Source organism: Methylobacterium frigidaeris (genome assembly GCF_022179185.1).
Lineage (GTDB): Bacteria > Pseudomonadota > Alphaproteobacteria > Rhizobiales > Beijerinckiaceae > Methylobacterium > Methylobacterium frigidaeris.
In genome coordinates, this window is the sequence record NZ_BPQJ01000018.1 from 1 (window position 1) to 23,575 (window position 23,575).

19 protein-coding genes and 1 pseudogene are annotated in these 23,575 nt (G+C 69.4%); 7 read left to right on the forward strand and 13 right to left on the reverse strand.

Annotation, left to right across the window (positions count from 1 at the left end; genetic code table 11):
* The first annotated feature begins 268 nt into the window (after window positions 1-268).
* Window positions 269-916, forward strand: a complete 648-nt coding sequence (locus MFF64_RS18820) for a LysE family translocator (RefSeq protein ID WP_099902278.1) — start codon at window positions 269-271, stop codon at window positions 914-916.
* 57 nt (window positions 917-973) lie between these two features.
* Window positions 974-1,818, forward strand: a pseudogene (locus MFF64_RS18825) (dihydrodipicolinate synthase family protein).
* Between the two features lie 45 nt (window positions 1,819-1,863).
* Here MFF64_RS18825 and MFF64_RS18830 read toward each other — a convergent pair.
* Entirely contained in the window at window positions 1,864-2,496 is a 633-nt protein-coding gene (locus tag MFF64_RS18830; protein ID WP_238191939.1) for a hypothetical protein, read from the reverse strand.
* Between the two features lie 340 nt (window positions 2,497-2,836).
* Here MFF64_RS18830 and MFF64_RS18835 point away from each other — a divergent pair, with 340 nt between their 5' ends.
* The gene (locus tag MFF64_RS18835; protein WP_238191941.1) at window positions 2,837-4,195 is read left to right on the forward strand and encodes a pentapeptide repeat-containing protein; all 1,359 of its coding nucleotides are present in this window, start codon (window positions 2,837-2,839) and stop codon (window positions 4,193-4,195) included.
* 550 nt (window positions 4,196-4,745) lie between these two features.
* Window positions 4,746-8,027, forward strand: a complete 3,282-nt coding sequence (locus tag MFF64_RS18840) for a VWA domain-containing protein (protein ID WP_238191942.1) — start codon at window positions 4,746-4,748, stop codon at window positions 8,025-8,027.
* A gap of 422 nt (window positions 8,028-8,449) precedes the next feature.
* On the opposite strand, the gene MFF64_RS18845 is transcribed toward MFF64_RS18840, so the two are convergent.
* From MFF64_RS18845 to MFF64_RS18855, 3 genes are read right to left on the reverse strand one after another with little or no spacing between them, the layout of a single operon-like run.
* Window positions 8,450-10,333: an HAD-IIIC family phosphatase gene (locus MFF64_RS18845; RefSeq protein ID WP_099899575.1), complete on the reverse strand. Its 1,884-nt coding sequence runs from the start codon at window positions 10,331-10,333 to the stop codon at window positions 8,450-8,452.
* A 10-nt stretch (window positions 10,334-10,343) separates the two neighbouring features.
* Window positions 10,344-10,595 carry an acyl carrier protein gene (locus tag MFF64_RS18850; protein ID WP_238191944.1) on the reverse strand — a complete coding sequence of 84 codons (252 nt, stop codon included), beginning with the start codon at window positions 10,593-10,595 and terminating at the stop codon, window positions 10,344-10,346.
* A 34-nt stretch (window positions 10,596-10,629) separates the two neighbouring features.
* A complete protein-coding gene (locus tag MFF64_RS18855; protein ID WP_238191946.1) occupies window positions 10,630-11,325 on the reverse strand; it encodes a LysE family translocator in 696 nt (231 codons plus the stop codon).
* Between the two features lie 161 nt (window positions 11,326-11,486).
* Here MFF64_RS18855 and MFF64_RS18860 point away from each other — a divergent pair, with 161 nt between their 5' ends.
* The 3 genes from MFF64_RS18860 to MFF64_RS18870 are packed head-to-tail and all read left to right on the forward strand — an operon-like array spanning window position 11,487 to window position 15,455.
* Entirely contained in the window at window positions 11,487-13,856 is a 2,370-nt protein-coding gene (locus tag MFF64_RS18860) for a xanthine dehydrogenase family protein molybdopterin-binding subunit (protein ID WP_099899579.1), read from the forward strand.
* Window positions 13,853-14,164, forward strand: a complete 312-nt coding sequence (locus MFF64_RS18865) for a DUF2218 domain-containing protein (protein ID WP_099899581.1) — start codon at window positions 13,853-13,855, stop codon at window positions 14,162-14,164. Before MFF64_RS18860 ends, MFF64_RS18865 begins: the two co-directional genes overlap by 4 nt.
* Window positions 14,165-14,219: 55 nt before the next feature.
* Window positions 14,220-15,455 (forward strand): aminopeptidase, encoded by a 1,236-nt coding sequence (locus MFF64_RS18870; protein WP_099899583.1) that lies wholly within the window; start codon window positions 14,220-14,222, stop codon window positions 15,453-15,455.
* Between the two features lie 20 nt (window positions 15,456-15,475).
* On the opposite strand, the gene MFF64_RS18875 is transcribed toward MFF64_RS18870, so the two are convergent.
* From MFF64_RS18875 to MFF64_RS18915, 9 genes are all read right to left on the reverse strand, one after another.
* Window positions 15,476-16,513 carry an NADP-dependent oxidoreductase gene (locus MFF64_RS18875; RefSeq protein ID WP_207767866.1) on the reverse strand — a complete coding sequence of 346 codons (1,038 nt, stop codon included), beginning with the start codon at window positions 16,511-16,513 and terminating at the stop codon, window positions 15,476-15,478.
* Between the two features lie 111 nt (window positions 16,514-16,624).
* Window positions 16,625-17,371: a DUF1223 domain-containing protein gene (locus MFF64_RS18880; protein WP_099899585.1), complete on the reverse strand. Its 747-nt coding sequence runs from the start codon at window positions 17,369-17,371 to the stop codon at window positions 16,625-16,627.
* Window positions 17,372-17,411: 40 nt separating this feature from the next.
* Window positions 17,412-18,380 carry a lipid A biosynthesis lauroyl acyltransferase gene (locus MFF64_RS18885; RefSeq protein ID WP_099899590.1) on the reverse strand — a complete coding sequence of 323 codons (969 nt, stop codon included), beginning with the start codon at window positions 18,378-18,380 and terminating at the stop codon, window positions 17,412-17,414.
* A 154-nt stretch (window positions 18,381-18,534) separates the two neighbouring features.
* Window positions 18,535-19,557 (reverse strand): zinc-binding dehydrogenase, encoded by a 1,023-nt coding sequence (locus MFF64_RS18890; protein WP_238191948.1) that lies wholly within the window; start codon window positions 19,555-19,557, stop codon window positions 18,535-18,537.
* Window positions 19,558-19,597: 40 nt separating this feature from the next.
* Window positions 19,598-19,912 (reverse strand): SH3 domain-containing protein, encoded by a 315-nt coding sequence (locus tag MFF64_RS18895; RefSeq protein ID WP_099902398.1) that lies wholly within the window; start codon window positions 19,910-19,912, stop codon window positions 19,598-19,600.
* A gap of 12 nt (window positions 19,913-19,924) precedes the next feature.
* Window positions 19,925-20,692, reverse strand: a complete 768-nt coding sequence (locus MFF64_RS18900; protein WP_099902395.1) for an SDR family oxidoreductase — start codon at window positions 20,690-20,692, stop codon at window positions 19,925-19,927.
* Window positions 20,689-21,960, reverse strand: coding sequence for a beta-ketoacyl-ACP synthase (locus tag MFF64_RS18905; RefSeq protein WP_238191950.1), 1,272 nt, complete (start codon window positions 21,958-21,960; stop codon window positions 20,689-20,691). Before MFF64_RS18905 ends, MFF64_RS18900 begins: the two co-directional genes overlap by 4 nt.
* Window positions 21,957-23,093: a beta-ketoacyl-ACP synthase gene (locus MFF64_RS18910; protein ID WP_238191952.1), complete on the reverse strand. Its 1,137-nt coding sequence runs from the start codon at window positions 23,091-23,093 to the stop codon at window positions 21,957-21,959. The genes MFF64_RS18905 and MFF64_RS18910 overlap by 4 nt, the downstream gene beginning before the upstream one ends.
* Window positions 23,090-23,557 carry a 3-hydroxyacyl-ACP dehydratase FabZ family protein gene (locus MFF64_RS18915; RefSeq protein WP_099903719.1) on the reverse strand — a complete coding sequence of 156 codons (468 nt, stop codon included), beginning with the start codon at window positions 23,555-23,557 and terminating at the stop codon, window positions 23,090-23,092. Before MFF64_RS18915 ends, MFF64_RS18910 begins: the two co-directional genes overlap by 4 nt.
* Window positions 23,558-23,575 lie beyond the last annotated feature (18 nt).

The following is a 23,575-nucleotide window of genomic DNA, read 5'->3' on the forward strand; positions in this document are numbered from 1 at the left end:
CTCATAACCTGAAGGTCACAGGTTCAAATCCTGTCCCCGCAACCAAGATCATGAAAAACCCCGCGAGGCTCAGAGCCTCGCGGGGTTTTTTGCGTTAGGGATCTTTGCGCATCGCCCCTCTTCAAGCTGAACGGAAGCCGGCGGCGAACTGGACCAGCACGAATGCGTGGAACTGGCCGTAGGGAGTGAACCGGTTTGCCGTTACTGGCTCCGCATGCCCGATGCATCGGCGCCAGCTGGCCGGCACCCCGCCCTTTCCGAGACATTCATGCCCGATCCGACCTCCCTCGCTATCTTCGTCGCGGCGGCTTTCGTGCTCGCCGTCACGCCCGGCCCGGGCCTCTTCTACGTCGCCGCGCGCAGTCTTGCTGGGGGCCGCGCCGAAGGCGTCGCGTCGAGCCTCGGCACGGGGCTCGGCGGCATGGTTCATGTCCTGGCGGGTGGTCTCGGTATCTCCGCCCTCGTGCTCGCCAGCGCGGAGCTGTTCACGGCACTCAAGCTGATGGGTGCGGCCTATCTGGTGTGGATCGGCTACCGCACCTTGCGTGCCGCCCGCCAGTGCGCGCCGACCCAGGTGCCAGCCGGTGTGGCGCCCCCGAGCGGACCCGGGCGCGCCTTCCGCGAGGGCGTGCTGGTCGAGGCGCTGAACCCCAAGACGGCGGCGTTCTTCCTGGCCTTCGTGCCGCAGTTCGTCGATCCGGCCGCCGGTCGCGTCGCGCTGCAGTTCGTAATTCTGGGGGCGGTGTCGGTCGCGCTCAACACCCTCGCCGACCTCGCGGTCGCCGTCGCGGCCAGTCGTCTCCGCAGCGGGGCCGCGTCCCGCCCAAGCTTGATCCGCCGCCTGCGCGAGGCCTCCGGTGCCGCGATGATCGCACTGGGCCTCGGCCTCGCCCTCGCGCGGCGGCCCGCCGCCTGACCCTGGGCCAGACAGGACGGATCGACGCCGCGCTTCACCGGCCTTTCCACCTTCCCGATCACACCCGCCGGATGCTGATAGCCGGGTTGATCTTCCAGCCCTGCGCCGGCTCGTCGCCCGCCTGTGCGCCGCGGACGTCGATTCGATCGGCTTCCTCGGCAGCACCGGCTCCTATCCCTACCTCACGCGGAAAGAGCGCCGCCGGGTGCTCGACGCCGCTCTCGACGGCACGCAGGGACGGTGCCCGTGATGGTCGGAATCGGTGCGCTGCCGACCGACGCAGTGGCGCATCTGGCGCAGGATGCCCGGGCGGCGGGCGCCGCGGCCGGGCTGCTCGCGGCCTTCTCCTAAACGCCGCCCACCGACGACGAGGTGTTCGAGAATGTCGCGAGGGTGGCGCGGGAGAGCGGCTTGCCACTGTGCATCTGAAACGATTCCTCGACCACGCATTTCCGGCTCGGCCTTGAGCTGATCGGCGGCTTAAGCCGGTTGCCCGGCATCATCGTGGTGAAGAGCCCGGGCCAGGACCCACAGGTGATCGCCGGGCACCTGGCAAGGCTGCGTGCCGCCGTTCCGCAGGGTGTCTTCCTCGGCAATAGCGGCGATAGGACTACGACCGAAGCGCTGCTCGCCGGAGCGGATGCCTGGTACAGCGTCGTCGCCGGGCTGTTTCCGCAAGTCGCGATCGACATCGTCCGTGCCGTGCAGAGGCGCGACGGCTCGATGCCTGGCTCAGCCCCCTCTGGGCTCTGTTCCAGAAGTATTCGAGCCTGCGGGTGATGTTCGCCTGCGCCGGCCTCCTCGACCTCTGCCATGCTGCGCCGCCGCGGCCGATCCTGCCTCTCGGCGAGGATGCGCGGCGACGGGTGGCCGAGGTGATCCAGGCCCTCGATCTGCGGTAGGCTCAGGCCGCCGCGAAGGCCGCCCGCGTCCGGCCTGACGTGAACCTAGCGTCGGAATTGCTCGCAGTGCTTCAGGAAGGCGCCGACATCCCGGGAGGCCATCGGCAGGACCAGGGAGAGACCGGTCGTATCGAGGCGGATGCTCGACGCTTGCAGCATGGTGCGGAGAAATGCGAGGTCTGACGTGGTGGCCGAAACCTGCCAGGCCTCGTCCATCTCGTTGAAGGAGCGTTTCGGGTTGGGCAGGACGTGGCGCTCGCGATCCGTCACGACAGTAAGGCCCACGGCCGCCTTCGGAGCTCGCGCGCGACGATCGATCGGCCATGCCGCGACCGTGACTTGTCCCTGCCGGCCGCACTCCATGTAGACATAGTCATAGGACATCGACCGGTGATCGGGGTCTTTCGGCTGCAGGCCGAGCTTCGGCGGCGATCCCTCGGCCTTAACCCAGGTAAATTCCTTCCGAAGATCCTCGGCATGGGCGAGGGATGATGTTGCGATGACGGCTATCAGCGCCAGAAAATGTATGCGGTTATGCATCTCCGAGATCGCGGCGCCGACCATGCTTTCTTCGCTCATGATTAATACCTGATCACCACTCGATACACTCATAAATGGCGACGACTGGAACTGTCCACCTGTCTTGTTGATCGATTTTTGCTCGGCAGGCAATCCCATGCAGGATCTCATCAGTGCGAAAAACGCGCAGTGGTGCCCGAGGCCGCGACAGCCTGCTCGGATCGCTGATAGACTCGCCGAACCTGCATGATGGCGCGGTTGATCATCGATCATGGCGATGGATTGTTTCGTACTCCAAATTTTTCCTGTCGACGGATTGCGACCGATCATAGCCGCAGCGTCCACCTCCCGCCGTGCAGGCGCGCCGCCATTGGCCCCGCCGTTGCATTCCCGCCAGGTCCGTGGCTGATACCGGCGACATCGGCCCGACCCACTCGAAGGAAAACCCGTGCGCCATGGCATGGACAGGCCCGTCACGCGCGATCGGCGCATCTGAGCGGTGAACACCCGCCCCCAGACCCCGCTCGATCCGCGCGTCGGCGCGCTCCTCGCCGAGATCGCGGCGCGGGACGGCGCGGCCCTGCACCGCGACGGCCGGCCCCTCGACCTGCGCGAGGCGGATCTGAGCCGCGCGCGCCTCGCGCCGGTCGCCGGCGACGCGGCGTGGTGGGATCAGGACCGTCAGGGCCTGAACCTTGCCGGGGCCGAGATCGGCGGCAGCGACCTCGAGCAGGCCAACCTCACCGGCGCCACCCTGAAGCGGGCCCGGCTGACCGGGGCGCTCGCCCGCTCGGCGGATTTCTCGGGCGCGCTGATCGAGGAGGCGGATTTCGGCAAGGCCGACCTCAGCGGCGCACGCTTCACCGGCGTGGCGGGCGGCCAGGCCGACTTCACCGAGGCGATGCTGGAGGATGCAAGCTTCCGGGACGGGTCCTTGCGCTTCGCCCGCCTGCCCCGCAGCCTGCTCGACGGCGCGGATTTCTCCGGCGCCGATTTATGGGGTGCGGACTTCACCGGGGCCGATGCCGACTACTCGCGGTTTCGCGGCGCCCGCCTCGACGAGGTGAACCTCTCCGACGCCAACCTGACCCACGCCGATTTCGAGGGCGCGAGCCTGACCAAGGCGCGCTTCACCGGCTCGCGCCTGCGCAGCGCCACGCTGACCGGCGCCAAGCTCGACGGGGCCGATCTCTCGGGGGCCGACCTCTCCGCCGCGACGTTGGTGCGGCTCGATCTCTCCTCCTGCGGCCTGCGCCACGCCCGCTTCGCCGGCGCCTGGCTCAATGGCACGCGCTTCCGCGCCGCGCAGATCGGCGAGGCGGTGGGCGAGGAGGTCGCCGGGGAGTATGAGGCGGCGAAGGCGAGCTACCTGGCGCTGGAGCAGAATTTCGAGAGCATCGGCAGCCGCGACGAGGCCGGCTGGGCCTATCGCCGCCGCCGTCGCATGGGACGCCTGCATGCGGGCGTGCTGTTCCGCACCGCCTGGGGCGCCCGCGACCGCAGCGGCGTGCTGCGCCACGGCTATCGCTGGCTCGCCGACCGGTTCGTCGAGTGGCTGTGCGATTACGGCGAGAGCCTGTCACGGCTGTTTCGCGCCTTCGCGGTGCTGATCGTGGTGTTCGCCGGGCTCTTCGGGCTCACCGGCGGCCTGATCCCGGAGGGCAGCGGCGCGCCGACCTACAACGCCCTCGATCTCCTGAGCTACAGCGCCCTCAACATGATGACGGCGAACCCGCCGGAGATCGGCATCAAGCCGGTCGGTCGGATCACCAACCTGCTCGTCGGGGTGCAGGGCGGGACCGGCATCGTCTTGATGGGGCTGTTCGGGTTCGTGCTGGGGAACCGGCTGCGGCGGTGAGGCGGCATTACCAGATGAGTGCCCTGGCCGATATCTGCCTGAGAGGCGGATGCCGGCATTCCGCATGTCCCGGGCAGGAAGTGGGCATGAGAAGCGGAGTCATCCTCGAAACCTCACCTTCATCGCGCCTTCCCCCGATGCTGCCAGCTTTCACACTAGCAATGTTAAATCTCTTTACTAGACAGAAATAGTTTTTTACTGATTTATTCGTCATATTTCTTGTAAGTTTTCTGCAAGATCCGCGGATCATACGATCATATTGGCTGGCATGAAACCAGTTATCCCAACTTTCCAGATTTAGGTCTCCCAACACATTCGCGCCCCTTCTCAAGGGTTAACCACTCTGCACTTGCAAAATCTGGCCTGCACTGCTACGCCGGGAACAGTCACGTTACTAAGAATCTTACATCAGAGAATATCAGAATTAAGGGAGGAAAAAATGCCTTATTTTGGGGGGTTTTCTGCGGGTGCTGAGGAAATTGCCGAAGTAGCAAGACTGGCGAGATCCGCATACATCGATGGAGGAGAGCCAGGAGGTGGGTGGAATCGATTGACAGGCAGTGATATTGGTTTTGTTTCTGGAACATTGAGTGGATCTTTTGATGGAGGATACTTCGAAGGTGGATTAGGTTTTCTGGGAGCTCCGGCAGCAGCTCTTTTCCGCCAAGGCAACGATTTAGCGATCTCATTCAGGGGAACAGATGGCGTACTGGACGTCGCTACCTATGCAGATATTGTCGGCAATCGTAACTATATCAATGCTTATAATTCGTTATTAGATACGGTTGCGTCGTACTCTGCAACAACCGGCATCAACCATGTCTTTGTAACTGGCCACAGCCTCGGCGCCGCAGCCGCAAATATCCTGCGTGATATCTCGTTTGATAGTTACGGTGGCGCATTCAGTTCCGCCGATTATATTACGTTTGCCACACCAAAAGTTGCAGACAATCAAGATATATTGAATTTCGGATTTGAAAATGATCTCGTATTCAAAATACTGCCGCGCTTGAGCAGTCCATTTTCCAGCAACGATTTTCCTTCGACGGCCGATAATACGCTTTGGTATGATGATACATATTCCTTCCCGGGACTTCCTCGACCGGCCCCTCACGATAAGAACAACTATGTTGAAGCGCTCGATCGAGTTATCGATTCAGAGTTTTTTCTGGATATGACACCAGACTCAAACGTCGTATTCATCGACACGGACGAGCGTGTTACGGATTTTGTTTCAGGGTCTTCGAGCCACCATAATCAAGCAACATACTACATCGGACGCAAAGATGCCGTTGATGATGTTCTGGCTGGAACCGGAAACGACTCCATTGAAGGCTATTCCGGAGCAGATAATCTCAATGGCGGCGGCGGCGACGATCTGATCATCGGCGGAGCTGGAAACGACCTCATCGAAGGCGGCAGCGGGAGTGACACCTCTCTGTATACGGGCGCCTATGGTGATTACGATATTGAATTCGTAACTGATGGTTCGATCGTCATTTCCGACTCTAATGTCGACAGAGATGGCGCTGACACTCTCAAGAGTGTCGAGTTCGCGCGCTTCTCCGATCGGACCGTCAATCTTCGCCCCGGCCAGGACGTCGCCTTCGTGATCGACACGACGGGGAGCATGTTCGACGATATCGGCGCGGTCAAAGCGCAATCGGCGGCGATCCTCAACGGCATCTTCGATCCCAGCCGCGGGCTGCTGAATTCGCGGGTGGCCGTCGTCGGCTACAACGACCCGGCGACCGAAACCTATTTGTCGTTCACCGAGCAACCCGACCCCGACGATCGCAAGAGCGCGGCGATCGGGGCGATCAACCGCATCACCGTCGGCGGCGGCGGCGACTTTCCCGAAGCCGTCAATGCCGGGCTGCTGCGCGCGCTCAACGGAGGCGCCGGCACGTGGCGCAAGGAGGCGGCGGCGCGCCGGATCATCCTGTTCGGCGATGCTCCTCCGAAGGATGTCGAGTTGGCCGGGCAGGTCTACCGCTTGGCTCGCAACCTCAACGTCGATGTGCCCACCGCACCGGTCACCAGGGCGATGGCGCCCGGTCTGTTCATGACCAGTTTCTCCGTCGCCGACGCATCCGCGGATTCCCCCGCCGACGTCGTGCCGGTGCAAATCTACACCGTCGTCATCGGGAGCGATGCGAGCACGGCGGCCGCGTTCAGGGAGATCGCGACGGAGTCCGGTGGCACCGTCTTCACCGCCTCGAACGCGTCGACGGTGGTCGAAACGCTGCTGACCGTGCTCGCCGCGCCCATCTACTCGATCGCCGCCGATGAAACGTCCGTGGTCGAGGGCAGCGCGGGAAGCCGCAACGTCTCGTTCACCGTCTCCCGCGACGTCGCCACCGGCGCCGCCGCCGTTACCCTCGCAGCCCTCGGCACCGCCGATGCCGAGGATGTCTCCAGCATCCCGGTCACGGTCAACTTCGCCGATGGCGAGACCTCCCGGACCGTCACGGTCGCGGTGCTGGGCGACCGCCTGATCGAGGCCGACGAAACCTTCGGCCTGCGGATCGTCTCGGTCGACCAGCCGTCGACGATCGGCGTCGGAAGCGCGGTGCTGACGATCACCGACGACGACACCAGCGTGCCGCTGACGATTTTCGACACCGACGAATCGAATACCCTCACCGGCGGTGAATTCGGCGATCTCATCCACGGCTTCGGTGGCGACGATACGGTCTTCGGCCTTGCGGGGGACGACACTCTCTTCGGCGACGTCGGCAACGACAGCGTCGACGGGGGGGCCGGCGACGATGCGGTGCGGGGCTTCTTCGGGCGGGACACCCTGCGCGGAGGCGCCGGCAACGACCTCGTCAGCGGCGAGCAGGACGCCGATTGGGTCGATGGCGGGAGCGGAAACGACACCGTCGAGGGCGGGGACGGCGACGACGTGCTGTTCGGCGGCGAGGGCAACGATTCCCTCGATGGCGGCGACGGTGCCGATCTGGGCTTCGGCGGCGACGGCGACGATCTCGTTCACGGATTCTCGGGACGCGACACCCTGGATGGCGGGGCGGGCAACGATCTGCTCTACGGCGATCTGGACGACGATGTCGTTTCGGGAGGCGACGGAGCCGACACGGTCACCGGGTTCTTCGGTTCCGATCAGCTGTTCGGCAATGCAGGCGACGATCTGCTGCTCGGTGAGCAGGACAACGACATTCTCACCGGGGGCACCGGTGTTGATACCCTCGAGGGGGGGATCGGCAACGATGTCCTCTACGGCGACGACGGGCGCATGGCGCTGCGCGGCGACTTCGCCGGCGACCGTCTCATCGGCGGCGAGGGTGACGACATCCTCTATCAAGGCGACGGCCTCGATACGTTGACGGGGGGAAGCGGACGCGACATCTTCGAGTTCAAGTTCACCAACCCGCTGGCGCTGGTCGAAGGCGGTCTCGTGCCTGGCTACACCGAGATCATCGATTTCAACGCGTCCGACGACCGCCTGAATTTCGATGCGGCGAACCTCGGCGTCGATCAGGCTGGAGCGAACTTCGTCAACACGTCCTCGGGCGGTCCGTCCACCCGGGTCGACAGCTTCTACTCGGGCGCGGCAGCGGGAGCGGCAGGCGAGAGCGTCGTAGTCCTGACCGACCAGGGGTTCGCATCCGCCTCCGCGGCGGCCACCGCCGTCACGGGAGAGCAGGCCGGCGACCTGATCCTGTACTTCAACACGACGGTCGGGACGGCCAGCATGCTCTACGTTCGGGGAGAGAACGACGCCGTTTCGATCGCCCGTTTCACCGACGTCGCGTCGGTGTCGGACCTCGCAGGCAAAGGCTTCACCCAGGACAACTTCGTCTTCGTCTGATTGGAAGCCGGACCATCAGGTCCGGAGTGCGGAGCATCGTCCTGCACGGCGTCGCGGTGGAGCGATTGCCGCGGCCCGTCGGGAGGCCCGCCCATGATCGTCGCCTCGCCGCAGCCTTGCTGCGACGAGGCCTGGCCGGAGCGTCGGCGGATGTTCCGGGCGCCGGCGGACCGTCATGCCGGCGAGCGCAGCCACCTGACCTCGGCTGTCGGCTTCCGTGAAGCGGTCATCCAAGGGCGGGCCGCGTCGCCGCAGACGGGAGGTCCGCACGTCAGGTTCGACGAGCGGAGACTGGACACGGTGTCGATCGGCAACGCCTCACGGTCTCCCTACCCGTCCTCACCCCTTCTTCCGCGGCGGCCACCCCGGTCGAGATCCCGAACGAGGTGGCGTGAGAGGATGCGAGGGGTGTGAGACACGGTTCAGCCCGCCTCCACCACCATCGGCAGATCACGGGGCGGCGCGTAGGCCGCGAGGTCGAGCACCCATCGCCCATCCCCGTCCGGCCCGGAAGCATCGGCGGTGAAGCCCAGGCGCGGGTAGAGATCCGCCACCATCCCGTTGCGCCCGCTCGGGCGGAAGACACCGACGAGGCGCCGGGCGCCCCGGCGCACGGCTTGAGCCGCCAGCGCCGCGAGGGTTCCTTCCTCGACCCGCCGCCCGAGCACCCGGCAGCTCATCAGCCAGGTCTCGATGACGAGGTCGCTGCCGGCGAGCCGGCCGATCGCGACCGCGATCACGCCGTTGTCGCCGAAGCGGTCGCTGAGGCGCAGCTGCAGCGTGAGGGCGGCGGGATCCTCGATCAGCGACGTGGCCTCGGCCTCGCGCAGGCGCCGCGTGGTGAGGTTGAACTGGTTGGTCTTGTTGACGAGCTGGACGATGCGCGGGAGCCCGACCGCGTCGAATGGGCGCCAGGTGAGGCGCATGCCGAGCCCCGCGAGGGTGCCGGAAAGCTCCGTGCTGCCGGGGGCCGAGCCGGAGACCCGGCGCGCCCGGTCCTGCGCGTAGGCGCGGGCACGCCCACGATCCTCGTCGGTCAGGGTCGCGGCCTCGAAGTAGCCCGCATCCGCGAGGCAGCGGGCGACCCGCGCCGGCTCGTCGGGCACCTCCGGCACCGCCACCATCGGCAGGTGCTCGCGCACCAGGGCGCGCTCGAACGGGCTGTCGTCGACGAAGACCAGGGCGTCGAGGCCGAGCCGGAGTTCCGCCGCGATGCGCTGGAGGTTGGTCGCCTTGTCGTCCCAGTTCGCCACGAAGGCGGCGACGTCGGAGAGGCGCAGGAGCATGTCGGGATGCTCGGCGAAGGGCCGTCGGGCCGTCTCGGGATCGTTCTTCGAGCAGACGGCCAGCACGATGCCGCGGCGCGTCAGATCGCGGGCGTAGGCCTGGAGCGCGAGGAAGGATTCGCCCACCGCACTGCCCTGCCCGACGACGAGGCCGGAGAGCCCGTCCTCGCCGATCGTCCCGCCCCAGAGCGTGTCGTCGAGGTCGAGCACCAGCGCCTTGGCCGAGCGGCCGAGCCGGGCGCCGACGAGCCGGGCGACGAGGTCGCCGTAGAGTGGGGCCGCCGCCGGCGTCACCGCCTGGCGAGCCCGCAGCCACAAAGCCGGATCGTGCCAGGCCTCGAGGCCGTGACGCGAGACGGCGTCGTCGAGGGCGAGGAGGTCGACGCCGTCCTCTTGTGCAGCGTCCCGCAAGGCGGCGTTGAGGCGGAGCGTTCGGGCGGCGAGCGAGCCCGGCATCCGGTGCTCGTTGTGGCCCAGCAGCGAAAGGGCGGTCGGCAGCAGCGTCTGCTGGATCACGGCGCAGCCATGCGCCGCCCGCGCCCGGGCCCAGAGGGATTTCAGGCGGCCGATCGCGTCGGCGAGGCTCGCCGCCTCCGGCCCGGCACCGGGGTCGCTCGGTCCCAGGAGATCGGCGGCGTCGAGGGCGAGGAGCACGAAGTCGGGCCGGACGGCGCGCAAGCGCTCGCCATCGATCTCCCGGTGGTACTGGCCGTAGGCGCCCTCGCACACAGCGAGCCGGAGGTCGCGGCGCAGCGCCCCGATCCGGATCCCGGCGGCGAGATGCGCCAGCGTCGAGGAGCCGAGGAGCGCGAGCCGCAATGGCGGGCCAGAGGGAGACCCCTCGGGGAAGCGCCGCTGCAAGGACCGGTCGAGCCGGTTGGTCCGGGCCGGATCGAGGCGGGTGCGGGCGAGCGCCACCAGCGCGTCCCAGGCCTCCAGGTCGGACAGTGCCTCCGCCGCGGCGAGGCGGGCGGCGAAATCCGGCGGCGGCTCGGGCAGCCAGGAGAGGTCGACCGTCATCGCGGGGCCGTCACTTCCGGGTCTCGGGAGCCTTGCGGGCGATCAGGGCCGCGAGGTCGCCGACGCTCGACAGCCCGTCGACCTCCCGGGTGGTGAGCTTGATGCGGAACCGCGCCTCGACCGCGATGATGAGCTCGATCATCCGGGTCGAGTCCCAGCCCTCGACGTCCTCGGCGGTCAGCGCGGGGGTGAGCGGCACCGGCTCGCCGAACACCTCCTCGAACAGCGGGGCCAGTTCCGCGAGCGCGGCCTCCTCGGTCATGCGGCGCCCCGATCGGTTCGGCGAGGCGAGCGAATCACGGCGTCAGCCGCGCGGTGAGGATCTTCAGGCTCGCTCCGGCGAAGAGCATGGCGAACACGCCGTCGAACCAGCGCCGCAGGCGGCCATAGCCCCGGGCCAGGCGACGGTTCGAGAACAGCCAGGCGTAGCCGGTGAAGATCAGCGTGCTCTGCAGGCCGACAGCGGCGATGACCAGGGCCAGCTCCGCATGCGAGGTCCGGGCCGAGATCCCGAGGGTGTAGAGCGAGCCGAAGAACAGGATCGCCTTCGGGTTGGTCAGGTGCAGGGCGAGCCCCTTGATGTAGGATCTTCGGGCATCGGTACGCGAGGTCGTCGCCTCGGTTCGGGCCGCGGCCGGCGGCCCCTTGATCGCGCTGCGGGCCGATTTGAGCGCCAGGATCATGAGGTAGGCGCCGCCGGCATAGCGCAGGAGTTCGAGGGCCCAGGCGCTCGAGGCCATCACCGCCGCGAGCCCGAGCGCCGCGGCGATCGACCAGGTCAGGGATCCGGTGGCGACGCCGAGTGCCAGCGTCAGCCCGGCGCGGCGCCCGCCCTGCATCGCCGTGTCGGCGATCGCCAGCGTCGCGGGGCCGGGGCTGGCGCTGGAGACGAAGGCCGCCGCGAGGATCAGGGGGAGGTTGATCGAGAGGGTCATCGGGCCGGCCTGTGATACGCCTTTGCGGTCGCCGCCGCACAGGCTTGCCGTGCTCAACGGCCTTTCCGCAAGGGCTGGTTTCAGGTTTCCGATCCGGGATTCGGTTCTGTGGCGGCACGAGCCGTGCCCTGCGCGCCGGGGTGTCCTGCCTGCCCGTGTCTTGCATGCCTCGGCCGAGTTGCTAGCTGACACTGACAAGAATCCCGGAGAGCCCCGGCATGAACGCCCGTCCCGACGCCCGCGACTTCGCCACTCCGCAGAAATTCGGCATCGGCCAGCCGGTGCCGCGGGCCGAGGACCCGGTGCTGGTGCGGGGCGAGGGCCGCTACACCGACGACCTCGCCCTCGACGGCCAGGCCTACGGCGTGTTCGTGCGCAGCCCGATCGCCCACGGCCATCTCCGCGGGATCGACGCGGAGGCTGCTCTGGCGATGCCGGGCGTGCTCGCGGTGCTCACCGCCGCCGACCTCGACGGCTACGGGACGATCGGTAACGCCCTGCCGTTCAAGAACCAGGACGGCACGCCGATGCGCAAGCCGCCCCACCCCTCCCTCAGCATCGACCGGGTGCGCTACGTCGGCGAGCCGGTCGCCCTGGTGGTGGCCGAGACCCTGGCCGAGGCCCGCGACGCCGCGGAAGCGGTGGTGCTCGACATCGAGGACCTGCCCGTCGTGACCACGCCCGACGAGGCCGCGGCCGAAGGTGCGCCCCTCCTCCACGACGACGCGCCCGGCAACCTCGCCCTCGACTTCCGTACCGGGGACCAGGCGGCGACGGAGGCGGCCTTCGCCAAGGCGGCCCACGTCACCTCCCTCGACCTCCTCAACAACCGCCTCGTCATCAACCCGATGGAGCCGCGCTCCGCCATCGGCGTGTACGAGCCGGAGGACGGCCGCTTCACCCTCCATGTCGGCTCGCAGGGCGTGTTCGGCCTGCGCAACACCCTTGCCGAGGGCGTCCTGAAGCTGCCGCGCGACAAGGTGCGGGTGCTCACCGGGAATGTCGGCGGCTCGTTCGGCATGAAGGCGCCGGTCTACCCCGAATACCTGCCGCTCCTGGAGGCCGCCAAGCGCCTCGGCCGGCCGGTGAAGTGGACCGACCTGCGCTCCGAGAGCTTCCTGTCCGACCATCACGGCCGCGACGTCGCGGTGACGGCGGACCTCGCGCTCGATGCCGAAGGCAACTTCCTGGCCTTCCGCGTGAAGGGCCGCGCCAATATGGGCGGCTATCTCAACCCGCTGGCGCCGCTGTTCCAGACCGTCAACATCGCCCGCAACATGGTCGGCGTGTACCGCACCCCCGTCTTCGACGTGGAGGTCGCCTGCCTGTTCACCAACACCACGCCGATCGGCGCCTATCGGGGCGCCGGGCGGCCCGAGGGCAACTACTTCATCGAGCGCCTGATCGACACCGCCGCCGCCGAGATGAACCTTGACCGGGTGGAGCTCCGTCGCCGCAACCACATCCGCCCGGCCGACATGCCCTACAAGGCGCCATCCGGCCTCACCTACGACAGCGGCGACTTCCCGGCCGTGCTCGACCGGGCGCTCCAGGCCGCCGACTGGGACGGGTTCGCGGCACGCCGCGCCGAGAGCGAGGCGCGGGGCAAGCTTCGCGGCATCGGCATCGGCGACTACCTCGAGATCACCGCCCCGCCGCAGAACGAGATGGGCGGCATCCGCTTCGAGGCCGACGGCACCGTGACGATCATCACCGGCACCCTCGATTACGGCCAGGGCCACCTGACGCCCTTCGCCCAGGTGCTGCACGACCGCCTCGGCATCCCCCTCGACCGCATCCGGCTCCTCCAGGGCGACAGCGACCAGCTCATCGCCGGCGGCGGCACCGGCGGGTCGAAGTCGCTGATGGCGAGCGGCACGGCTCTGGTCGAGGCCGGCGACCTCGTGATCGCCAAGGGCCGCGAGGCCGCGGCCTCGGTGCTCGAGGCGGGCCCCGCCGACATCGAGTTTCGCGAGGGCCGCTTCACCATCGCGGGCACCGACCGGGGCATCGGTCTCCTGGAATTGGCCGCCAAGGTGCGGGCGGGCCTGCCCGACCCGTCGGCGCCGAAGAGCCTCGATGTCGCCCACACCCACAAGGAATCGCCCTCGGCCTTCCCCAACGGCTGCCACGTCGCCGAGGTCGAAGTCGATCCCGAGACCGGCGTCGCCACGGTCTTGCGCTACACCACCGTCAACGATTTCGGCACGCTGGTGAACCCGATGCTGGTCGAGGGTCAGCTCCATGGCGGCGTGGTCCAGGGCATCGGCCAGGCCCTGATGGAGCGCACGGCCTACGACGAGCAGGGCCAACTCGTGACCGGCTCGTTCATGGATTACTGCCTGCCGCGGGCCTCCGACGCGCCGTTCATGGGCTTCGAGAGCCACGCCGTACCCGCCACCACCAACCCGCTCGGGGTGAAGGGCTGCGGCGAGGCGGGCTGCGCCGGCTCGCTGCCCTCCGTGATGAACGCCCTCGTCGACGCGTTGCGCCCCCGCGGCATCCGCCACATCAACATGCCGGCGACGCCGCAGGCGATCTGGTCGGCATTGCAGGACGCAGGGCAGGAAGAAGGGGAAGCCGCGTGAGCGATCCCGTGACCCTGGCGGCGCAAGCCCGCGTCGATACGGCGAGCGGCAGCCGCTATCTGACCCAGCTGTGCAAGCATTGGGGCCACAAGTTCCCCGAGACGACCTTCTCGCCGGAGCGCGGCGTGGTGCCGTTCGGGGAGGACCGGCGTTTCACGGCCGAGGCCGACCCGGAGGGCCTGACCCTGCGGGTCGAGGCGCCGGACCTGGAGAGCCTCACCCGGATGCAGGGCGTGGTGGCCGAGCACCTCGCCCGCTTCGCCTTCCGGGAGGATCTGGGCGGCATCGCCTGGACGCGGGTGGGGTGAGACCCCACTCTTGGGCCGTCCAGGACAGCGCTCGCCTGCAGGAGACGACATTCGCATGAGCACGCACGACGCCCGCCTCGACCGGCTCGCCGAGGTCGCCGTGAGGGTCGGGCTCGGGCTCCGGCCCGGGCAGGAACTGGTGATGACGGCGCCCCTCGACGCGCTGCCGCTCGCCCGCCGCATCACCGCCCAGGCCTACAAGGCCGGCGCGTCGGTGGTGACCACCTTGCTCGCCGACGACCAGGCGACGCTGGCGCGCTTCGAGCACGGCCATGACGACGCCTTCGACCACGCCGCCGGCTGGCTCTACGAGGGCATGGCCCACGCCTATCGGAGCGGCGCCGCGCGGCTCGCCATCTCGGGCGACGACCCGTCGCTCCTCGCCGGCCAGGATCCGGACAAGGTGGCGCGGGCCAACCGCGCCCGGTCCAAGGCGTACATGCCGGCGCTCGAGCAGATCGCCAACTTCGCCACCAACTGGACCATCGTCTCGGCGGCGTCTCCCGCCTGGGCCCGCACGGTATTTCCTGAGCTGCCCGAGGACGAGGCCGTCGCCCGGCTGTGGGATGCGATCTTCTCCGCCTCGCGGGTCGACGGGCCGGATCCGGTCGGCGCCTGGGCGGCGCACAACCGGGCGCTCAGCGACCGCACGCGGTACCTCAACGCGCGCCGCTACGCCGCCCTGCATTTCCGCGGGCCCGGCACGGACCTGACCGTCGGCCTCGCCGACGACCATGAATGGTGCGGCGGCGCCACCACGGCGAAGAACGGGATCGTCTGCAACGCCAACATCCCCACCGAGGAGGTGTTCACCACGCCGCACAGGATGCGGGTGACCGGCCATGTCAGCGCGACGAAGCCCCTCTCCTACCAGGGCACCCTGATCGACGGGATCGCGGTGCGCTTCGAGGAGGGCCGCATCGTCGAATCGCACGCCCGCACCGGGGGCGACGTGCTGGCGAAGGTGATCGACACCGACGAGGGCGCGCGGCGCCTCGGCGAGGTCGCGCTGGTGCCGGCCTCCTCGCCGATCTCGGCTTCGGGGCTCCTGTTCTGCAACACCCTCTACGACGAGAACGCCGCGAGCCACATCGCGCTGGGCCAGGCCTACAGCAAGTGTTTTCGCGATGGCGGCGCGGGCCTGAGCGAACAGGATCTCACTGCCCGCGGCGCCAACCGCAGCCTGATCCACATCGACTGGATGATCGGCTCGGCCGAGGTCGACGTGGATGGGGTGACGCCGGAGGGGAGACCTGAGCCGCTGATGCGCCGGGGCGAATGGGTCGACTGACCCCTTAACCCCCGATCATCCTACCCGACGTAGATGAGGCGCTTGCCGCGGTTCTCGCCGCGGTAGAGCGCGGCGATCGCCCCGGGGGCCCCCTCGATGCCCTCGGAGACATCCTCGTCGAGGATGATGCGGCCGTCCATGTACCAGGCCGCCAGTTGCGCGACCGCCTCCTCGAAGCGGGCCTTGTGGTCGAGCACCACGAAGCCGCTCCAGACGAGGCGCCGGGTCAGGATCTCGCGCTCGACGCGGGGCCCGGTCGGCGTCTCGGTCCAGCTCGCCACCGAGGCGGTGCCGCACTGGACGATCCGGCCGCCCACCGCCATCCGGCGCAGCGCCGCATCGAGGATCGGCCCGCCGACATTGTCGAAATAGACGTTCACCCCCTCCGGCGCCTCCCGGGCCAGGGCGGCGGCCCAGTCCCCGGTCCGGTAATTGTAGGCGGCGGCATAGCCGTAGGCCTCGCGGCAGCGGGCGACCTTGGCGTCATTGCCGGTGAGCCCGATCGCGCGGCAACCGAGGTTGCGGGCGATCTGGCCGACGAGGCTGCCGACGGCGCCCGCCGCGGTCGAGACCAGCACCGTCTCGCCGGCCTTCGGCCGGCCGAGCTCGGTCAGCCCGAGATGGGCGGTGAGCCCGTTGAGGCCGAGCAACCCGGCATGGGCCGAGAGCGGCACCGCCTCGCGGCAGCGCCGGAAGATCGCCGAGACCGGAACGGACGCGTAATCCTGCCAGCCGAACCAGCCGTACAGGAACTCGCCCTCGGCGACGTCGGGGCTGTTGGAGCGCACAACGACCCCGACGGCGAGGGCCCGCATCGGCCCGCCGAGGGGCACGGGCTGCGAATAGTTGGCCTCCGCACTGGCCCAGCCGCGCTGCGCCGGATCGACGGAGAGATAGAGGTTGCGCACCAGGATCTCGCCTGGACCCGGCTCCGGCACCGGGACGGTGTCGAGGCTGAAGTCTTCGGATTGCGGAATGCCGGTCGGCCGGCGTGCGAGCAGCACCCGGCGATTGCGCTCGGGCAGGGTATAGGCGGGGATGTCGGTCGGGTCGGCCAAGGTGCGTCTCCTCCTGGCGGCGCATTCTTCCGGCGCCGCGATTATCCAGTTCGCGATCTCATCCTGAGGTCGTGGATGGGATCAGACCGGCCATCGACGTCGAACCGGCTCTCACAGGCCCGGTCCCTTGACGGCCCCGAGGATGCGCCCCGGCCCATTGTTCTCGGCCTGGAGCACCACGACGTAGGAATCGGCGTCGGCGGCCACCAGGGCGGTGCGGGGCACTTCGTAATGGGCCGGCATGCCGCGCCAGGAGCCGACATGGTGCATGCCCCGCACGACGTTGCGGTAGGTGACGGTGCGACCGCGGTTCTCGCCGCGCCCGATCGCGACCTCGCAGGTACGGGCGACGGGCAGCAGCCACACTTCGGCGGTGCGCCCGGCGTCGCGCGCCGGGCCAACATCGATCACGATGCGATCGGGGTCGGCCTCGCTGTGGATCGGCACCGGCAGGCTCGCGGCGGTGCCGGGGTCGCGGATGCTGCGCTCCAGCGCCGCCTTGTCGGAGCCGACCACCGTCGCGGCGCCGTTCACCACCGCCTGCGGCGTGAACACCTGCCGGTCGCCGCGCATGCTCGCATAGGCGCGCTGGCGCGCGGTGAACGAGGTGCTGGCGAGCGTGTCCTTCCAGCCGAGGTAGTCCCAGTAGGTCACCGGCAGGGTCAGGGCGATCACGCCCGGATCACGCGCCAGCTCGCTCACCAGCCGGTCCGCGGGCGGGCAGGCGGAGCAGCCCTGGCTCGTGAACAATTCGACCACCGCCCGCGGCGGTGTCTCCTCGGCGCGGGCCGGGCCGAGAAGGCCGAGGCAGGCCGGGACCAGGCCGGCGAGCAGGCGGTGAAAGGGCGCGCGCGTCATGCGTCATCAACACCCGGCCGGCGGGCGGAGAGAAGTCACGTTAGCTTGAGGCTTGAGCGGCGGGCGCCCGGGCCGCCGCCGGGGGCAGCATTGCCGGCCGCCAGCGCCGGTGCATCCACAGCCATTGCTCGGGGTACTCGCGCACCCACCCGGCGATCACGTCGGTCATCGCCTGCATGGCGCCCTGCACGTCGATCGCGCCGCCCGCGTCCCGCTTCAGGTCGAGGGCGGGGGTCAGCTCCAGGCGGAACCGGTCGCCCGGCAGCCGGATCACCCGCACCCCGTGGACAGGGCAGTCGTAGTGCCGGGCGAGCTTTCCCAGCAGCGGGTTGACCAGGGCCGGGTGACCGAGAAAGTCCACCACTACGCCGCGGGTGAAATGCTGGTCGACCAGCATGCCGAGATGGCCGCCGCGCTCCACCACGCCCTGCATCGCGAAAGCGGCGCCGGGCCCGGCCGCCGTCAGGCCACCCATCGTGGCGCGGCGCACCTCCTGCACCAGCTGCGCCGCCGCCGGGCTGTTCGGCGGGCGGAACACCGCGCTCGCCTCCAGGCCGAACCGGGCGGCGCAGATCGCCGGCAGCTCCCAGTTGCCGAGATGGGCCGAGAAGATCAGCCCCGGCTTGCCGTCGTCGCGCAGTGCGAAGAAGTGCTCGATGCCCTCGACCTCGATCCGCCCCGGCGTTGCGGCCTCCGGGTCGTAGTCGAAGATCTCGGCGAGATGGGCGTACTCGGCGCCGGTGCGTCCCAGATTGTCCCAGGAGCCGAGGGCGATCGCGGCGATCTCCGCCTCGCGCGCCTCCGGGAAGGATTGGCGCAGGTTCTTGAGCGCCGTGCGGTGCGAGGGAAGCCGGGGCCCGATCGCCCGGGCGATCGCCGCTCCCGCCGCCGCCGCACGGGCCGGCCCGAGGAGGCGGGCGAGCGCGAAGAGGGCACGGACCACGAAGACCATCGGCAGGCCGGCGAGGCGGGACAGGGTGCGGTAGAGCCTCAGCTTCAGGCGCAGCACGATGATCTCACGAAGCAATCCGGTCAGGAGAGCGGGCAAAGGGACGCGATCGCGCAGGATCTTCACGCCCTGCACGCTGCCTCTTCTCTCGCCGGACCGGTTTGCGCAAGGGTGTGCCGGCGGTCTCCGCACACTTCCTGGGCGATCGTGTCCTTCAGAGCGTGACCAGGATCTTGCCGAACACCTTGCGCGATTCGAGCCGCTCCAGCCCCTGCGCGAAATCGGCGAGCGGCAGCACGGTATCGATCACCGGGTTCATCCCCTCCGCCATCTTGCCGAGGGCGTCGCGGATATTGGCGATGCGGCAGCCGAACGAACCGGTGATGCGGTATTGCTGCTGGAACAGCTGCATCAGGTTCATGGTGGTGGAGACGCCGGAGGTCGACCCGCAGGTGACGAGCCGCCCGCCGCGCTTGAGGCAGAGCAGCGAGCCGTTCCAGGTCTCGGGGCCGACATGCTCGAAGACCACGTCGACGCCCTTGCGCTTCGTCGCCTTGCGCACCTCGCCCTCGAAGCGCTCGGTGCGGTAGTTGATGACGTGGTCGGCGCCGAGCGCCCGCGCCTTCTCGCCCTTGGCGTCGTCGCCCACGGTGGTGAACACCGTGCAGCCGATCGCCTTCGCCATCTTGATCGCGGTCGTGCCGATGCCCGATCCCCCGGCATGGACCAGGATCGTCTCGCCGGGCTCGAGTCGCGCATTGTCGAACAGCATGTGCTGCACCGTGCCGAAGGCGATCGGCGCGCAGGCGGCGTCGATGAAGCTGACCGCGTCGGGCACCCGCACGACGAGGCGCGCCGGCAGGTTGACGTATTCGCGGGCGAAGCCGTCGACGTGGAAGCCCAGCACCCCGCCGACTTCCTCGCAGAGGTTGTCGCGGCCCTCGCGGCAGGCACGGCATTTGCCGCAGGTCAGCGCACCGTAGGGCGCGACCTTGTCGCCGACGCTCAAGCCCTCGACGCCCTCGCCGAGTGCGGCGATCTCGCCGGCGGCCTCGGCCCCGACGGTGAGCGGCAGCTTGCGCTTGGCGAAGGCCATGCCGCGGAAGCCCCACACGTCGATGAAGTTGAGGCCGACGGCGCGCACCCGGATCTGCACCTCGCCGGGGCCGGGCGGATCCAAGTCCGGGACCTCGGTCAGGCGCAGGTCGCGGTCGCCGAAGAGCTGGAGGGCTTTCATACGGTGTTCCTCTGGGCGGAGCTTTTGTCGAAGCGTCCGCTCACTCCGGCGTCAGGTACCGCCGCCGCGCCCAGCCCACGATCGGGCCGAGCTTCACCCGGCACCAGGTCAGGCCGCTCGGGGTGTCGTTGGTGCAGCCGAAGCCGCGCAGGCGGCCGCGGGGCGGGGCCTGCCCGAGGGCCGGCGAATCGGCATCCGGCGCCTCGCGGATGCTGAGCGTGTCGCCCGGGGGCAGCCCCTCGACCCGGAAGAATTCCAGCCGGCCGAAATCCTGCGCCTGGATCGACGCCGGACCGAGGAGGAAGGCCGCCGCCGCGGCGGCGCGCAAGCGGGCGCGCAAGTGGGGGTGCCGCATGAGCTCGTTTCGTCAGGTGCGGTGGATGCCCATCATCGCGGTGAGCCCGCCATCCACCGGCAGCACCGCACCGGTGATGTACCCCGCCCCGGGGCTCAGCAGGAATGCGACCAGATCGGCCACCTCACCGGGCGCGGCGAAGCGCCCGGCGGGAATCTGCTTCTCCATCCCGGCGCGGTGGGCGGCGTAGGGCGCCATCATGTCGGTGTCGATGAAGCCGGGGGCCACCACGTTGACGGTGACGCCGCGCCGGGCCGATTCGATGGCCAGCGTCCGGCAATAGGCGATCAGCGCGCCCTTGCTCGCCGCGTAGGCGGCGTTGCCGGGATTGGCCTGGAGCGCTGCCACCGAGCCGATCGCCACGATGCGCCCGGCCTTGGCCCGGGTCATCGGCCGCACCAGCGCCTTGGCGAGGCGGGTCAGCGACCAGAAATTGACCTGCATCGCCGCTTCCGCCCGGTCCTGGTCGAGCACCGCCGCGAGGCTGTCGCAGGGCTGGCCGGCATTGTGGACGAGGCCGAAGAGGGCCTCGCCCTCCATGACGCCGCAGAAATCGTCGAGCGCCGCCTTGTCCGAGAGGTCGAGCGGGTGGGGCCGCATCCGCTGCTCGGGGTAGAGGGCGGTGAGCTCCAGCGCCAGCGCCTCGGCCGCCTCCCGCGAGCCGCGATAGGTGAAGTCGACGTCGTGGCCCGAGGCCGCGAGCGCCCGCACGATCGCGGCGCCCAGGCCCCGCCCGCCGCCGGTGACGAGGACGCGCCGGTTGTGCACGGGGGCGCTCATGCGGGCTCCGCCCCGAACACCAGGCAGGTGTTCTGGCCGCCGAAGCCGAAGGAGTTCGACAGCACCGTCGTCACCGGTACGTCGCGGGCGGTCGTGACCACGTCGAGAGGGATGCCTGGATCGGGCACGGCGTAGTTCAGGGTCGGGGGTACCCGGCCATGCGCGATGGTGAGGAGCGAGAACGCCGCCTCGACCGCGCCGGCGGCGGTGAGCGTGTGGCCGATCATCGACTTGTTGGAGGAGATCGGCACGCTGCGCATGCGCTCGCCGAACACCGCGAGGCAGCCCATCGCCTCCATCTTGTCGTTCTCCGGCGTGCCGGTGCCGTGGGCGTTCACCGTGTCGATCCGGTCCGGGTGCAGGCCGGCATCGTCCAGCGCCGCCCGGATCGCCGCGATGATCGGGGCGCCGTCCGGGCTCGAACGGGTGCGGTGGAAGCCGTCGCCCTTCTCGCCGCAGCCGAGCACGTAGCCGAGGATGCGGGCGCCGCGGGCCCGGGCGCGAGCGGCGTCCTCCAGCACGAGGGCGGCGGCGCCCTCGCCCATCACGAAGCCGTCGCGGTTCTTGGCGAAGGGCTTGGAGGCGGCTTCCGGCGGATCGTTCTGGGTCGAGAGGGCGGAGAGCAGCGAGAACCGGATCAGCGATTCAGGGTTCACCGAACCGTCGGTGCCGATGCAGAGCGCCGCCTCGACCTCGCCGCGCCGGATCGCCTCCACGCCGAGCTGGATCGCGGTCGCCCCCGACGAGCAGGCGGTCGAGAGCGAGATCGGCGAGCCCCTGGTGCCGAAACGGTCGGCGATGCGGTCGGCGACCGTGCCGAAGATGAACAGGTCGTGCCAGTCGTCGAAGCGTCGGCTCGCGGCGGCCCGTAGCAGATCCGAATAGGTCACGTCGCCGTTCGTCGCCGCGGCTTCGGCGAGGGCCTGGCGCTGCGGCCACTCGATCTCGACCGGAGGCACCGCCATGAACAGCGCGCCCGGGAAATCGCCGGACAGGCCCGCCTGCGCGACGGCCTCGTCGGCGGCGGCCTCGGCGAAGCGCTCGGAGAGGAGCGGCGCCACCATCGGGTCGGCGGCGATGAAATCGACCGTGCCGGCGATGCGGGTGCGCAGGCCCTCGGTCGGGAAGCGGGTGATGGCGTGGATGCCGGAATGCCCAGCGGTCAGGGCGGCCCAGTTGTCGGCGACCCCCTGGCCCAGCGAGGTCACCACGCCGATGCCGGTGACCGCCACCAGCGGGCGGCCCATCGCGTCGCGGTCGCGGTTCATCGGCCTTCCCCCGTGGTGGTGAGGCGCAGCACGCCCTCGCCCCGGCGATGGCCGACCGCCGTGACGGCGACCTCGCCGGCCTCTCCCTCCGCCACCAGGGCGGCCGCGATGGCGGCGCCGAAGGGTGCGGCGGCCTCTAACGTGTGGCCGGTGAGATCGCCGAGCGCCCGGACCGGCGCCTGCGGCGCGAGGGTCGTCAGCGCATCGTGCTCCTCAGCGGTGATGCCGGCGCAACCGGTGGCGGCGGAGATCACGGCATCGGGCGTCAGCAAGCCAGCCTTGCCCCAGAGCTGCGTCAGGCTCTCGGCGACGCTGCCGTTCCGGCGCTTCGTGCGGTCGCTCGCCACCGCGTCGAGCCGGGCGAGCGCCCGGGCGCCGCGGTTCTTGGCATGCTCCTCGGCCTCCAGCACCAGAAAGGCGGCGCCGGAGGCGAGGATGAAGCCCGGAGCGTCGCCGCGGTCGAAGACGGGGCGGTAATCGGGTTTGCGCAGGTAGCCGCCCATCTCGTGGATCAGCAGCACGTCGGCCCGCTCGGCGTTGTATGAGCCGCCGACGAGAACGATGTCGAGCTGGCCGGCGGCGATGCGCGCCTGGGCGATCCGCAGGGCATCCACCCCGCTCGATTCCTCACCCATGAAGGTGCGCGAGGCCCCCGTCACGCCGTGCACGATGGCGATGTTGCCGGCGAGCAGGTTCGAGAGCTGGGCGAGGAACAGCGTCGGCCGAAGGTCGTTCTGCAGGCGCTCGTTGAGGTAGGAGCCGGGATCGGCAGCACCGCGCAGGCCGGTGAGGATCTGGCCATCGACCGCGTAGTCGCGCTCGCCGCCGCCCGCCGCCACGACGAGGTGCATGGCAGCCTTGAGCGCGGCATCCGCCTTGGCGCCGGCTGCGTCGAGGGCGAGGCCGGCAGCGTAGACGCCGAGGCGCTGCCACGGCTCCATCTGCCGCTGATCGGATTTCTTGGGGATCTGCCCGTCGAGGGTCAGGGGCGCGACCGGGTGGACGGGATAGGGCGCGAAGGTCTCGGCGTCGGTACGTGGCGCCGCGCCGGCCCGGTAGGCCGCGACATGCGCCTCGACGCCCTCGCCCGCGCAGGAGACGAGCCCGAGGCCCGTGACGACCACCGGTCTCATCGCGCGTCCGCTCCGTCGAGGAGGCCGATGCGGGCGGCGCGCTCGCGCATCGGCGCGTCGAGCCCGTCCGGGAACGGCATGGTCTTGAACCGCAATTCGGCGTTGCAGAGCGGCTTGCCTTCGGCCCGGATCGCCGCCTTGGTCACGGCGTACCCCGAGCCGTCATGCTCCAGGCTCGCCTCGACCTCGAGCACGGCCCCGGGGCCAACGAAGGACCGGAAGCGCGCCTTGTCGACGCCCATCAGGAACGGCATGTGGCTGAACGACGCACGGGCGAGGAGCAGGTAGCCCGAGGCCTGCGCCATCGTCTCGGTGAGGAGAACGCCGGGCACCAGGGGGTGGCCGGGGAAGTGCCCCTCGAAGACCGGGCTCTCGTTCGGCACCGTGGCCAGCGCCGCGATGCGCCCCTCGGCGCGGTCGAGGCTCACGACCCGGTCGATCATGTCGAAATATTCGAGGCGCATCCCCGCGACCGCTTACCG